The organism is Actinoplanes sp. HUAS TT8 (assembly GCF_051380535.1).
Classification (GTDB): domain Bacteria; phylum Actinomycetota; class Actinomycetes; order Mycobacteriales; family Micromonosporaceae; genus Actinoplanes.
Genome location: NZ_CP195646.1, coordinates 9,450,443 through 9,464,253, shown reverse-complemented (window position 1 = coordinate 9,464,253; position 13,811 = coordinate 9,450,443). Strand labels below are relative to the sequence as shown.

General features: G+C 68.4%; 12 protein-coding genes. 6 read left to right on the top strand and 6 right to left on the bottom strand.

The features are described from left to right. Window positions 1-2 precede the first annotated feature (2 nt). Window positions 3-1,130: a hypothetical protein gene (locus ACSHV8_RS42125; RefSeq protein WP_436525427.1), complete on the top strand. Its 1,128-nt coding sequence runs from the start codon at window positions 3-5 to the stop codon at window positions 1,128-1,130. Here the strand turns inward: ACSHV8_RS42125 and ACSHV8_RS42120 are convergent. Beyond that, on the bottom strand, window positions 1,114-2,856 hold the full coding sequence (locus ACSHV8_RS42120) for a caspase family protein (protein WP_436525425.1): 1,743 nt from the start codon (window positions 2,854-2,856) through the stop codon (window positions 1,114-1,116). The two genes, ACSHV8_RS42125 and ACSHV8_RS42120, sit on opposite strands and share 17 nt — an antisense overlap. Before the next feature lie 118 nt (window positions 2,857-2,974). Here ACSHV8_RS42120 and ACSHV8_RS42115 point away from each other — a divergent pair, with 118 nt between their 5' ends. From ACSHV8_RS42115 to ACSHV8_RS42105, 3 genes are all read left to right on the top strand, one after another. After that, window positions 2,975-3,460, top strand: a complete 486-nt coding sequence (locus ACSHV8_RS42115) for a hypothetical protein (RefSeq protein ID WP_436525423.1) — start codon at window positions 2,975-2,977, stop codon at window positions 3,458-3,460. A 96-nt stretch (window positions 3,461-3,556) separates the two neighbouring features. After that, window positions 3,557-4,069, top strand: coding sequence for a SigE family RNA polymerase sigma factor (locus ACSHV8_RS42110; RefSeq protein WP_436525421.1), 513 nt, complete (start codon window positions 3,557-3,559; stop codon window positions 4,067-4,069). Window positions 4,070-4,114: 45 nt separating this feature from the next. Continuing rightward, window positions 4,115-4,888: a hypothetical protein gene (locus ACSHV8_RS42105; protein WP_436525419.1), complete on the top strand. Its 774-nt coding sequence runs from the start codon at window positions 4,115-4,117 to the stop codon at window positions 4,886-4,888. A gap of 98 nt (window positions 4,889-4,986) precedes the next feature. On the opposite strand, the gene ACSHV8_RS42100 is transcribed toward ACSHV8_RS42105, so the two are convergent. Further along, window positions 4,987-5,181 (bottom strand): DUF397 domain-containing protein, encoded by a 195-nt coding sequence (locus ACSHV8_RS42100; protein WP_436525417.1) that lies wholly within the window; start codon window positions 5,179-5,181, stop codon window positions 4,987-4,989. Window positions 5,182-5,211: 30 nt separating this feature from the next. Then, window positions 5,212-6,066, bottom strand: a complete 855-nt coding sequence (locus ACSHV8_RS42095) for a helix-turn-helix domain-containing protein (protein WP_436525415.1) — start codon at window positions 6,064-6,066, stop codon at window positions 5,212-5,214. 477 nt (window positions 6,067-6,543) lie between these two features. On the opposite strand from ACSHV8_RS42095, the gene ACSHV8_RS42090 reads away from it, so the two are divergent. Together ACSHV8_RS42090 and ACSHV8_RS42085 are read left to right on the top strand one after the other, a co-directional pair. Continuing rightward, on the top strand, window positions 6,544-6,876 hold the full coding sequence (locus ACSHV8_RS42090) for a hypothetical protein (protein ID WP_436525413.1): 333 nt from the start codon (window positions 6,544-6,546) through the stop codon (window positions 6,874-6,876). A gap of 3 nt (window positions 6,877-6,879) precedes the next feature. Then, a complete protein-coding gene (locus ACSHV8_RS42085) occupies window positions 6,880-7,071 on the top strand; it encodes a hypothetical protein (protein ID WP_436525411.1) in 192 nt (63 codons plus the stop codon). 90 nt (window positions 7,072-7,161) lie between these two features. On the opposite strand, the gene ACSHV8_RS42080 is transcribed toward ACSHV8_RS42085, so the two are convergent. The 3 genes from ACSHV8_RS42080 to ACSHV8_RS42070 form a co-directional block, all read right to left on the bottom strand. Then, complete coding sequence (locus ACSHV8_RS42080) at window positions 7,162-8,820, bottom strand: hypothetical protein (protein ID WP_436525409.1); 1,659 nt, start codon at window positions 8,818-8,820, stop codon at window positions 7,162-7,164. A 185-nt stretch (window positions 8,821-9,005) separates the two neighbouring features. Further along, entirely contained in the window at window positions 9,006-11,312 is a 2,307-nt protein-coding gene (locus ACSHV8_RS42075) for an Ig-like domain-containing protein (protein ID WP_436525407.1), read from the bottom strand. A 151-nt stretch (window positions 11,313-11,463) separates the two neighbouring features. Next, the gene (locus ACSHV8_RS42070; protein WP_436525405.1) at window positions 11,464-13,773 is read right to left on the bottom strand and encodes an Ig-like domain-containing protein; all 2,310 of its coding nucleotides are present in this window, start codon (window positions 13,771-13,773) and stop codon (window positions 11,464-11,466) included. Window positions 13,774-13,811: the final 38 nt, after the last annotated feature.

The following is a 13,811-nucleotide window of genomic DNA, read 5'->3' as shown; positions in this document are numbered from 1 at the left end:
GCGTGGACGAGTTCGACGACCTGCGGCGGGAACTGGACCGGCACACCGGCCCGGCCCGCGTGGGCCACCTTCACGAACTGGCCCGGGTGCTCACCGACCGTTACTGGCGGACCGGGCCCAGCCGGTCCGGATCATTGCCGGATCTGACCGAGGCGATCGGGGCACTCACCGAGGCGTACGGCTACTTCGCCCCGGACGACCGCCTGCGCGCGACCGTCGCGGCGCACCTGGGCACGCTGCTGGCCGTCCGGCACATCGGGCACCACGGGCCGGGCCGCGATCGGGTCACCGGCATCGCACTGCTCACCGAGGCGCTCACCCACCCGCGCCTGCCGTTCGGGCAGTCCGTGCTGGCCCGGCTCATGCTCGGCCAACTTCACATGCGGGCGGCGATCGGCGACCTGCGAACCGGATCGATGCTCCCGGCACTGCTCCCCGGCGGCGGGCGACGGGTCGAATCGGCGCGCGCCGCGGCCGGCTGCTTCCGGGCAATCCTCGCCGGCCCGGAACTGTCACCGCAGGTCACGTCGGTCACGCAAACCATGCTGACGCTGGCCGAAGGCTTCGTCGAGGCGTTCCGCGGCACCGGCCTGAACCTCGCCGCGGTCGGCCGGATCATGGCCGGCCTCCAGCAGTCCCAGCGGCAGTGGCGCGAACTCGGCCTGGGCTCGCTCTTCACCGCCGGCAGCCGCCTGGCCCGCACCGACCCGCTCGACCGCCCGGTCATCCTCATCGAGAGCGACGACGTCGTGGCGCCACCGGCAACCCCGAAACCATCGGCCGAGCCTGCCCCCGGATCGGCCGAGACACGCCGGGAGCTGCAAAAACAATTAAACAATTTCGCGTACGGAGGAGCCGGCCCCGACGTGGGCCTGGCCGACGAGATCGTCGCGCTGGCCACCACGGTTCTGCACGGCGACGACGCCACGCCGGCCGACCACCTCCCGCTCGCCCTGGGCCTGACCCTGCGGGCCCACGCCGACCCGGGTCCGGGCGCCGACGACGACCTGGCCGACGCCCGCGTGAGCCTGCGCACCGCCGCCGCGGCCTCGGCCGAGCTGCCGGCCGACGCGATCCCGCTGTTCCGGTGGCTCGTCGAGATGCTCGGCGAACCTACCGACGAGCGGTAGTGACGACCGGGACGGTCAGCGTGGTCCAGTCGCCGGCGCGGCCCTCGTCGTACAGGCGCATCGGGCCGCGGCGGGAACCGTCGGCCTGATCGATTCCGGGCAGGGCGAACGGGACCGAGCTGAACTGTTCCTCGGCGACCAGCAGCTTCAGCCAGTCGCGGGTGACACCGACTCGGCGCCCGAACCGGGTGCGACGGACCGGGACCGAGACTTGGACCGGCTTACGGTTCAGGGCCCAGCCGGACGATCGGGCGTCGATGAACGCGCCCGGGAACAGGCCCGTGTACACGCTGTAGCCGCTGGTCAGGTTCAGGAGGACGCAGTAGAGGCGACGGTCGGACCGGTTGTGCAGGCGGAGGTAGATCGTGGGCGGGACCTTTCCCTCGTACGCCAAATTGATCTCGCCTTTGATCGGCGGATTCTCGGGAACGCTCGGGATGATCTCCAGCGCGACGGCGCCGGCCAGGCTGGACCGCGGATTGTCCAGGGCCCGGATCTGCCGCCAGCGGGCGACGTGCTCCAGGCGTTGCCGCAGCGTGCCCGGGCCGGCGGGCACCTCGCCGTCCGGGGTGCGGATCCGCGGGCCGGCGGTCACGATCAGCTCCGGCTCCTCGTCGGGGGCGGCCGGTCGTACGAAAGCGGACTTTTCGATCTCTTCGGCGGGGACGCCGGAAACCGTGGTGGCCGGAAGGGGCACGTGGGAGAAGACAGCCGGGTACTGCCGGTCCGGGTCGGGCGTCCAGCCGAGCGGGGTGAGAAGGCTGCGCTCGGTCAGCACCCGGGTCACCTCGAACTCCCGGAGACCCCCGGCGCCCGGCGACGCGACCCGTAACCCGGCCGCGGGAAGTCCGTGGGCGGCTCCGGCATCCAGCTCCCAGCCGTCTCGGGCGTGCCGGATCACCATTGCGCCCGGCGAACCGGTCGCGCCGCCGAGAAACGGCTGGTCGGCCAAGCCGGGCTCGATCGGCGACAGTTGCGGGACCTGCCCGGCGACCCGCGCCTCGACGTCGACCCGGGCCGCGATCAGCAACTCGCGGTAGGTAGCGGCACCGCCCAGCCTACCCATCGCCCGCAGCAACGCCCAGCTGAAAACGCCCCGCGGAACCCCGTCCAACTCCAGCTCGCGGGCCAGTTCGGTCCGCCGGGCCGCGGCCAGCGCGACGTGCCGGGCATCCGACCGGCCGACCTCCTCGTAGGGCCGCCCACCCAGCTCGGGCAGCAACACCGGCGGCCGCTGATCGGCCGCGCGTAGGCTCGGTCGCACCGAACGCACCCGGGCCGTCGCCCGGCTCGCGCCCTCGCTGTGGCAGCTGTCCAGCACGACCGCGACATGCGCGCCCCGCCCGGCGATCTCGTCGAGCAGCAGCGACAACTCCTTGTCGAGCAGGTCGGGAACACCCGGGGTGCGACTGTCGGCGCAGACCAGCGTCTGCATCATCGGGCCGGTCTCCAGATGCTGCAGCCCGGCCGGGACCCGCACCTGCGAACCGTGCCCGCTGAACCAGAACAGCGCCGTGTCGCCCGGGCCGGCCTGACCCAGATGCCGATGAATCCCGTCGATCACGGCAGCGCGGGTGGCATCCTCGTCGTGCAGCTCGAGAATCCGGCCCCCATCGCGCAGCCGGGCCGCCGCGGCCAGCACGTCGTTGCGGCATCCGCGCAGGTCGGGGACGGTCTTTGCGACGTACGCGTCGATGCCTGTCAGTAGTGCGAAGACCGCGCCCATCGAGCAAGTATCGACTACCGGGGGTAGTGGCACGAATGCGTGATCCACATCGGTCGGCGAATTCATAGAGTTCCAGGCATCGCTTGAGCACGAACTTTTCGAACCGGGAGACATAACGATGTTCGCTCGCACCCTCGCCGTTCTGACCGCCGCCACCGGAATCGCCCTCGGTGCCGCCGCGTGCTCCACCGCCGCGGCCCCGCAGGCGGCCCCGGCGGCAACGGCTGCGAGCTCCGCACCCGCCCCGGCCCCGACCGCCACGACCGCGCCGATCAAGGTCAAGCCGGTCACCACCAAGACCTCGGCCAAAGCGCCCACGTGCCCGGCCGACGAGGCGACGCTGCTGGCCGCCTGGGAGCGCAAGGCCGGCCACCAGGCCCCGGCCGGCACCCGACTCACCAAGATCACGTGCCACGACGGCTGGGCCCTCGCCGGCTTCGAGCCGCCCGGCCAGGAGTCGGAGGTCGACAGCTTCCGGAACGTGGACGGCAAGTGGACGTCGACCGGCGGCGGCAACGCCCAGTACTGCTCGGCCATCCCGCTCGACGTCCAGAAGTACTTCGCGACCCACGGCCCGCGTCAATGCGACACGACCGGCCTCTGACCTGCAGGTAAAGCCCGATCCGCGTACTCGCGGGTCGGGCTTTTTTTGTGTCCGAACACCGGTAAACCTTCCAGGGGCCGCCGGCGTGTAAGCCATGTGACCCCCCGAAGCGAACCGACGGACACGACCGACGCCGGCTACGTGGCTTTCGTCGCGGCCGGCTGGAGCCGCTATCTGTGGATGGCGAGCCTCATCACCGGCGACCGGCACCAGGGCGAGGAACTCCTGCAGGAGTCCCTCGTCAACCTCTACACGCGGTGGAAGAAGGTCGCCCGCGACGGCGACCCGCACGCCTACCTGCGCAAGATGCTGGTGAACGGCAACGTCAGCCGCTGGCGGCGCTGGCGGCGCGAGGAGCCGATGGCCGAGACGCCGGAACGGCACGACCGCCGGTCGACCCTGATCGAGCCGCACGACTCCCTGCAGCGGGCCGTGCTGCGCCTGCCCCGGCAGCAGCGGGCCGTGATCGTCCTCCGCTACTTCGAGGACCTCTCCGAGAAGGACGCGGCCACCGTGCTCGGCTGCTCGGTCGGCGCGATCAAGTCCACCCATTCCCGGGCGCTGGCCAAGTTGCGCGCCGAGTCGGCGCTCCTCGAAACCCGCGGCTGACCCCCTCCCTCCCCTGAACAACCCTGGAAAGGAACCGAATCTCCGATGAGCGACCTCCAGACCTCCCTGCACGAGTGGGCGAACCGCACCGATGCCGGTGAGGCCCCCGTCGCCGACCTGATCGCGGCCGGCACCAAGCGCCGCAACCGCCGTCGGGCCGGCGCCGTCGGCACCACCGCCCTGGCCCTGGCCGCGGTGGCCGGTGTCGCCTTCTCGCTGACCGGCACCACCGCCCCGGCGGCCACCACCGCGGGCGGCAGCGACCCGGCCGCCGCACAGACGCCGGCGATGGAGCTGGCCGCGGCCGCCACCTCGACGGCCGGTTCCAGCTTCAGCTTCGGCGTGAAGTCGACCCTGACCCTGGCCGACTGGCAGATCGATCACGTCACCACGACGTGCTCCGGCGCGCTCGACCCGGGCGCCGAGACCGGATACGTCGAGGGCGGCGTGTTCGGGACCCGCGTGGTCGACGGCCACCTCTACGTCCGCAAGTCCACGCTCTGGGTCGACCGCGGCAAGGGCACCCTGGCCGAGGCGATGCTGTGCAGCGATGCCAAGGCCCCCAAGGGGCTCGCCTCCGACCCCACCACCGAGCTGAAGAACCTGGCCAAGGTCGCCAAGGTCGAGAAGACCAAGGACGGCTTCACCTTCGTCGGCGACGAGGTCCAGGGCACGGTCAAGGTGTCCGGGGGCAAGGTCACCGAGCTCTCGTACGACATCAACCACAAGAAGTCGTCCGACTACCCGGCCTACACCCGGGAGACCACCCTCAAGCTGTCGAACTACGGCAAGCCGGTTTCGGTCAAGAAGCCGCTCTGACCTGTACGAACATCAGCTGGGCGGGTGGTCCTCAGGACCGCTCGCCCAGTCGTGTTGCACCGGCTCGGCCGGGGCCGGCCTCGAGACACCTTCGAGAGTTAGAGGTCGAACTCGCCATTCTTGGCGCCCGCGATGAACGCCGTCCACTCCTCATGGGTGAACTGCAGGATGCCACCTTCGCGGTCCTTGGTGTCCCGGACCGCAACACCCTCGGCAACGATGGCAACCTCAACACAGGCGCCGTTGCCGGACGAGCGGGTCGACTTCTTCCATGGAAGGTGGCTCAGGTCCATGACCCAGGCCCTCCTCTCGAATCCCTGCGGTCAAGCCGCTTCTTTGATGAATTTCTTGGTGTCAGCCAAGCTCAGCGCTTTGACCGCGACCTGGTCGAACAATTCTTCGAAGTGTTTGTATTCGCCTGGGGTTTCCAGGAAGGCGTCGCCGGCCATGCTGTCTGTGTAGATGAGCGGCACATCTGATGGGTCGGCGAAATCGAGCAGGATGAACGACCCCGGCATGCCCGGGTGCGCGCCAGCCTCAAAGGGTACGACTTGTAGGTGAATGTTGGGCTGTTCCATCACTCGCGCGAGGTGGCGGATCTGTGCGCGCATTATTTCCGGGCCACCCACGACTCGGCGAATCGCGGCCTCGTCAACCAGTGCCTTGAGCTGCATGGGAGTCGGCCTGCTCAGAACGGACTGCCGACGCATGCGAGCCTCGACGCGTCGTTCCACAGCGTCCGAATCGATTGTGGGCAGGACGCCGCGCACCAACGCACGCGCATAGTCCTCAGTTTGCAACAGGCCCGGAATGAACATCGATTCATAGGTACGCGAACTCTCGGCTTCGTATTCGAAGGCGATGTACGACTGGTATTGCTCGGGTAGGTACGGCTCGTAGGCCCGAAACCATCCCTGCTGGTTCGAATCCTTGAGCCAGCCGAGGAAGGATTCGCGTTTCTCGCCGGTCACGCCGTACAGGTCGAGCAAGGTCATGACCGTGCGACGCTGCGGTTTGTTGAGCGCGCGTTCGATCCGATAGATCGACGACTGATCAAGTCCGGTCTGGCGGACGACCTCTTCGATCTTGAGCCCGGCGGCGAGCCGTGCGTTTCTCAGCTCCGAGGCAAGCCGTCGCAGGCGCACCGTCGGCATCACCTTGCGTCCCGTCACGTCCATCCTTCCGCTCCTGTCTCCTCAGTCTGCAACTTGCACAAGATCGTGCTTACACAAGGGCTCGCATTACCCCAACCAGGTTATGCAAGGCTTGCATTTAAGTATTAGGGGATGCATCCTGGGCCACACACGCCTTGTGCGTAGTTGATCACTGAACGTCCGCAGGCACGACGGAAGTCCGATTCGGACCAGGCGACGGGAGCGCAAATGCGGCACAGGCCAATGCGGGTGTGGTTCAAGCCTTGGAGGACGCGGTGCGCCTGCGGATGCCCGTGGTTCCCCTGCCCGGACACGGTGCTGGCACCGAACCCACCCGTCACCCAGTCACTGCGGCGGCCAACCACCGAGCAGGGCTGGAACGGGCCTACCGCCAGCCGGCCCACTATCGAAGGCCAGCGGCCACTGATGACGCGGGGGCAGTTGTGGCGCAGCCGGTGACACCCGACGAAGCAATCTCGGCATCAAGAGACGGTGGGTGTGATGCGACCGCGATCGGGTGACGTGCTGCTGGTCGGGTGGGCGGCCAGCGTTCAGTTCGCTACGCCGATTCTGTTTCGGGTCATCCGCGTGCATGACTGGATGACCTACGACGGGTGGCTCTGGGCCGACGGCTACGAGATCAACTCGGCCGGTGAGGCAATCGAGCGACGGTCGATCTTCGTACAGGAAAAGGGTCTTCGCAAGGTCGGCACGGCGGCGGACCGGCGGCCTGGAGTGCCTCCCGCGATGGGACGGCCGGCAACGCCTCCCCTCTCGGGCGGCAGCCCTGACCGGCCGGCATCCCCGCCGCCCGGAGCAACGCCGAAGGAGTGAGCCATGACCGTGACCAATGGCTACCAGCGACCGGCACTCGACTACGACAAGATGGCCGACGTCCTGGCCGGCACTCTCGCCGACTACGGCTTCATCTTCGTCGAAGACCCAATGGTTCCCGCTCTGGCCGCCTCGCTCCGTGCCTTCACCGCCGCGACCGGCCTACCAGTGAATCCGCCCAACGAGGACGACTAACTGTCGGAGGCTGCACCGGCGGGTGCCTTGAGCAGCGCTGAAACAGGACGGGCCGTCGCGATCTCGCGGCGGCCCGTTCTGGTGGTGGGGTCAGCGGATCTTGACCGCCACGCTCACGGCCTTGCCGTCGAGGTAGCCGGCCTTGCGGGCGATCACCGTGACGGTCAGCTTCTTGTTGCGCATGCTTGAGGTGAGCTTCAGGGTCGAGCGGGTCGCGCCGCGGATCACCTTGCCGTTCAGGCGCCACTCGTAGCGGTACGAGTCGACGCGCGGTGACCAGGTGCCGGCCGACACGCGGACGGTCTTGCCGGCCTTGACCGTGCCGGCGATGGCCGGGCGCTTGGTGGCTTTCGGGGCCTTGCCCTTGGCGATCAGCCGGGACGTCACCGACGTCGCGGTGACCGGGCTGAACCCGGCTCGCGACGCGGTCACGCGCACGCTGATGCGCTTGCCGACGAAGCCGGACGGGATGGTCAGCGACGAGCTGACCGCGCCGCGGATCCGTGCGCCGTTGACGTACCAGGTGTAGGCGTACGAGGTGGCCGCCGGAGTCCAGGTGCCGGGTGACGCCTTGACCGTGTTGCCGACCGCGAAGGTCCCGGCGACCGACGGCGCCTTGGTCGTCTTCAGGGACGGGGCCGCGATCGTGAACGGCACCTCGGCGTGCGGACCGTACTGCCGGTCCAGGTTGAGCGTCCACGCCCCGGCGGCGGCCTGCGCCAGCGGGAACGTGACGTCCAGGTACGAGTTGTCGGTGGCCAGGGTCGAGATGACCCCGTCGATCGGGTCGGAGCCGGCCCGGGTGAGCTTGACGGTCAGGTCGGAGGAGAACTGGCCGCCGCTGAGCCGCAGCGTGGCCGACTCGGTGCCCTGCACGACGGAAGCCGGGGTGACCACGGACGGGCGGAACGCCGCCACCACGCCGACGTCGATCGATCCGGGCGTGCTCGGCGTCACCGTGAACACCGGGCTGGCCGCGGTCTGCTGGTACGTGCTGTCGGAGACCAGCACCAGGTCGGAGTCGGTGGTGTCGTCGGTGCCGACGTTGGGTGCGGTGAACCGCCAGCTGTACTTGCTGATCGTCGTCGAGATCTTGTACCGCTTGCTGGTGACGGTCTCGCGGTAGTCGACGTCGAAGCTGTTGGCGAACCCGTAGTGGTCGTCGTCGTCCTGCGAGTCGATCGAGACGCCGATGCCGGGGGCCGGCTCGTTGGCCTGACGGATGCCGTCGGCGTTGAGGTCGTTCCACAGGTGGCCGGTGACCAGCCCGGTCGGCACGATCTTGATGAGTCGGGAGGACGTGTTGTCGGCGGTCGAGCTCTCCGGCGAGGTCGTCGTGGCCGACGCGGTCACGTCGAGGGTGGTGCCTTCGGACGCGCCTTCGACGGTGACCGAGTTGTAGATGACCCGCTCGGTGTCACCGGCCGCGAACGGCCCCTTGTGAGTGCAGACGATCTGCGAACCGTACTCGCAGTCCCAGTTGCTGGTGCTCTCGTAGCTGAGGGCACGCAGCTCGGGCGGCTGGGTGAAGGTCACCGTCACCGATTCGGCGGGCGCCGTGCCCCGGTTGCTGACCTGGACCGCCAGGCCGGACCAACCGGACGTGGACAGGATGTTGCGGGCTGCGGAGACCTCGACGACCACGTTCGCCAGGTCCGCGTCGGCCGAGGCGGGGCCGGTGATCGCGAACGTGCCGCCGAGACCGGCGAGCAGGGCGGTGGGCAGGACGAAGGGGCGCAGGAACGACATGGTTCCCCCATTTTCAAGGAGCGGGCGTTGATCGACGCTCCGAAATCGACAAAAGCGTAATACAAGAGATCGACAGGGCGCCGCCCCGTTTCCGTCGGGCGCGGTCGTCACGACGTACCAAATCAGGGGTCCAAAAAAACGGCCGTGACCAGGAATCCCTGGTCACGGCCGTCGTGGTGCGAAGATCAGCGGTGGTAGGTCCGCTTGGTGGACAGCTTCGAGTTGCCCGCCTTGTCGTAGACCCGCAACTGAACCGTGAACTTCTTGCCGTACTTCTTGGGGTTGATGGTGAAGCCCCAGCCGGCGCGGTAGTCGGTCGCGACGCGCTTGCCGTTGATCAGCAGCTCGACCCGGCCGACGCCGTTCTTGTCACTGGCGTTCAGGGTGACGGTGAAATTCCTGGTCACCTTGGCGTTGTTCTTCGGCGCGCTCCGCAGCGACACCGTCGGCGCGGTGTTGTCGACGATCACGGTCCGCTTGAACTGGGCGACGTTGCCGAGCTTGTCGCCGGCCTCCCAGATGATCGTCTTCACGCCGTCCTTGCCGGACTGGATCTCCGCCGACGGGTAGAGCGGGATCTGGACCGGCGTCAGGATCGAGGTGTACGCCTTGCCGTGCGGGTCGTTGACCGTGATCGAGGTGGTGAACGACTTGCCCCGGATCAGCTTGTTCTGCGCCGGGAGAACGGTCACGCCGGTGACCGCCTTGTCGATGTTCACCGTGAACGTCATGGTCGAGACGTTGCCCGCGGCGTCCGTCACCCGCAGCTCGACCAGGGCGGTCGCCGTGGTGATGGTGTGCGCGTCCCACGTGAAGTTCGGCGTGGTCGAGGCCGGGACCCCGTTGACCAACCATTCGGTACGGGTGATCGGCGACTTGTCCTCCGCCGTGTACCGCAGGTGACCCAGCGAGCCGACCCAGCCCGCGCTGGTGTCCAGCCGGCTGGTCATGTACTGCCCGACGTTGTCCACGCGGGTGATGATCGGCGACTCGTCGTCGACGACGTAGTCCGGGCTGACGTGCCACGGGTTGCCGGCCCGGTCCACGGCCAGGAACGCCGGCGGCGTCCCGTCGACCGTGGCGTTCCAGGCGTAGGTCCAGGGCGCGCCCGCGATCGTGTCGATGACCGCGTCGGTCCGGCTGTTGAGGACCTTCACCGTGTCGACGTCGGCCGGCACCCCGTTGAGGGTGATGGTGACCGGGCCCGGCCGCAGGTACGTCCGCGGCGTCGGCGACACCGTGAACTGGGGCGACTTGTTGTCCACGTGCACCGGGACGACCGTCGGCTCGCTGACGTTGCCGCTGGAGTCGGTCGCCTTGATGGTGAGCACGGTGTCGGCCTCGGCCTCATTGCCGACCGGCTGGTTCACCGTGCATTTCCAGAGGTCGGTCGAGGTCGCCGGCAGCGTGCAGGTGGAGTACGCCGCGATCGGCGCGCCGGTGACCTCCACCTTGACGACCTTGCGGTTGTCGGTCACCCGCGGCTCGAAGGTGAGCACGTCGGAGACGGTCTGGTTGTCGTCCAGGCCCGAGCTCTCGATCACCGGCTTGGTCTCGTCGGCCGAGACGTCGACGGTCAGTGGCACCTTGTTGTTCGACTTGTCGGAGTCGCCGAACCAGCGCTCACACTTGCAGTCCGGGTTCACCTCGACCGAACCGGCGGCGCCGGCAACGTACCGGTCGATCCGCAGGGTGACCTTCCACGTCGTGACCGTACCCACCTTGTACAGGGGGTCGGTCTCGCAGAGGGCCCGCGTCGGCACCACGTTGTAGCAGCCGGGCGCGCTGACGATCGAGGTCCCGGCCGGCGGCAGCACGACGACCGTGGCGGCCCCGTCGCCGACCCGGGTGAAGTCGAGCGTCGCCGGGCCGTTGCTGCGCACACCGACGTCGGCGGTCACCACATCGCCGACCCAGCCGGCCGCCGAGGCGCCGATGGCGGCCAGGTCGGTGCCGTGGTCGCCGGTCACCGTGACCATGACCCGCTGCCCGTCGGCGTCCTCGCTCTCGCCGATCCGGTCACCCTCCTGCAGTTGCAGGACGGATCCGGTGCCCGGGGTGCCCTCGGCGGTGTGCTCGGACGCGGGCTTCCACTGGAAGAACGCCTCCGGGCGGCTCGGCGCGTACGAGTCCGCGCGCACCCGGAACGGCACGGCGAACCGGTACGACTTGCCCGGGTCGAGGGTCTGGTCGAAAACGCAGGCCCGGATCTGGCCCGCGTCGCTGTATTCGCAGTTCGAGAACTGGGCCAGGTCTTCGAAGGCCCAGACGGTGTCGAACGTGACGGCAACGCCGTCGACCGCGGTGGAACCGGTGTTGGTCACCGACAGCGGCACGTCGAACTGGTCGCCCGGCGCGGCGGTGAACTGCTGCAAACCGCCGGCGACCAGGGACGAAGGATCCGCATAAGCCGGCGTGCTCAGCCCGGCGACCGACAACGCGGTCGCGGTCAGGCCGCCGAGAGCCCAGCGAAAAATGGATTGATGGGGCAAAGGGGTCCTCCCCCGCAGGAAGATCTATCGCCCCGCATATTAAAGATCCACACAGGTTCCGGCTGCCCCGCCCGGGTCACGGTTTGATCTTAAAAACGGCAACGGCCGTGACCAGCGTTTCCGCCGGTCACGGCCGTTGCCTTCGAAAAGATCAGCGACGGTACGTACGTTTGGTGGACAGCTTCGAGTTGCCCGCCTTGTCGTAGACCCGCAACTGAACCGTGAACTTCTTGCCGTACTTCTTGGGGTTGATGGTGAAGCCCCAGCCGGCGCGGTAGTCGGTCGCGACGCGCTTGCCGTTGATCAGCAGCTCGACCCGCCCGACGCCGTTCTTGTCACTGGCGTTCAGGGTGACGGAGAAGTTCCTGGTCACCTTGGCGTTGTTCTTCGGCGCGCTCCGCAGCGACACCGTCGGCGCGGTGTTGTCGACGATCACCGTGCGCCGGAACTGCGCGACGTTACCCAGGCGGTCGGAGACCTCCCAGATGATCGTCTTCGTGCCGTCCTTACCCGCGGTGATCTTCGCCGACGACCGCGAACCCGCGATGTACGTCGGGGCGACGATCGTGCTGTACGCCTTGCCGTGCGGGTCGTTGACCGTGACCGACGTGACGTACGACGTGCCCCGGATCAGCTTGTTCTGCGTCGGGAGCACGGTCACCCCGGTGACCGTCTTGTCGATGTTCACCGTGAACAACTCGGCCGAGGTGTTGCCCGCGGCGTCCGTCACCCGCAGCTCGATCTTGGCGGTCGCGGCGGTGAGGGAGTGCGTGTTGAAGAGGAAGGTCGGCGTGGTCGAGGCCACCACCCCATTGACCCGCCATTCCGTACGGGTGATCGGCGACTTGTCGGTCGCCGTGTACTCCAGGGAGCCCAGCGAGCCGACCCAGCCCGTACCGGTGTCCAGCCGGCTCGTCATGTACTGCACGACGTTGTCGACGTGGTCGATGACCGGCGCCTCGTCGTCGACCACGTAGTCGGTGCTCACGTGCCACGGGTTACCGGCCTGGTCCACGGCCAGGAACGCCGGCGGCGTCGCGTCGGTCGTCGCGTCCCAGTCGTAGGTCCAGGGCGCCCCGGTCAGCGTGTCGATGACCGCGTCGGTCTTGCTGTCGAGGACCTGCACCGTCTTCACGTCGGCCGGCACGCCGTCGAGCGAGACGAAAATCGTGCCGGAGTGCAGCGACGACCTGGGTGCCGGCGACACCGTGAACCGGGGCGACTTGTTGTCGACGTGCACCGGCACGACGACCGGGTCACTGACGTTGCCGGCCGCGTCGTACGCCTTGAAGGTGAGCACGTTGTCAGCTTCGGACTCGGGACCGGCCAGCTGGGTCACCTTGCACTGCCAGGAGTCCGACGAGGTCGCTGGCGCCGTGCAGGTGGAGTAGGTCTGGGCCGGCGCGCCGGTGATCTCCAGCTTGGTGACCTTGACGTTGTCGCTCACCCGCGGCTTGATGGTGACGATGTCGGAGACGACCTGGTTCGCGTCCAGCCCGGGGTAGTCGATCACCGGCTTCGTCTCGTCGACCGCGGCATCGACGGTCAGCAGCGCCTTGTTGTTCGACTTGTCGATGTCACCGGCGAAGCTGTCGCACGTGCAGTCGGGATTCACCTCGACCGCACCCGCGGCATCCGCGACCTTGCGGTCGATCCGCAGAGCCAGCTTCCACGTCTTGACCTCGCCCACCTTGAACAGGTAGCCGGTCAGACAGGTGGCCCGAGCCGCGGTCACGGTGAGGCAACCGGGCGCGCTGACGATCGAAGTTCCGCTCGGCGGCGTCACGACGACCACGGCGGCCTGCGTGCCGGACCGGGTGAAGTCGAGCGTCGCCGGGCCGTTGTTGCGCACGCCGACCTCGGCCTCGACCACGTCGCCGATCCAACCGGCCGGCGTGGCGCCGATGGCGGCCAGGTCAGTGCCCTGGTCGCCGGTCACCGCGAGGCTGGCGTGCTGCCAGTCGCCGTCCTCGCTCAGGCCGAGCTGGTCTCCCTCCTGCAACTGCAGGACGGATCCGGTGCCCGGGGTGCCCGCGCTGGTGTGCCCGGCCGCGGGCTTCCACTGGAAGAACGCGTCCCGGACCTTCGGCGCGAACGAGTCCGCGCGGACTCGGAACGGCACGGTGAACCGGTACGACTTACCCGGCTCCAGGGTCTGATCGAAAACGCACGCCCGCGCCTGACCGGCGTCGGTGTACTCGCAGTTCGAGAACTGCGCCAAGTCCTCGTACGCCCACATGGTGTCGAACGTGACGACGACGCCGTCAACCGCGGCGGTACCGGTGTTGGTCGCCGACAGCGTGACATTGAACTGCCCACCCGGCGCAGCGCTGAACGTCTGCACATCGCCGGCGATCAGGGTGGGGGTATCGGCATAGGCCGGCGTGCTCAGCCCGGCGACCGACAGAGCGGTCGCGGTCAGGCCGCCGAGAGCCCAGCGGAAAATGGAGTGATGGGGCAAAGGGGTCCTCCCCCGAAGGAAGATCTATCACCACGCAT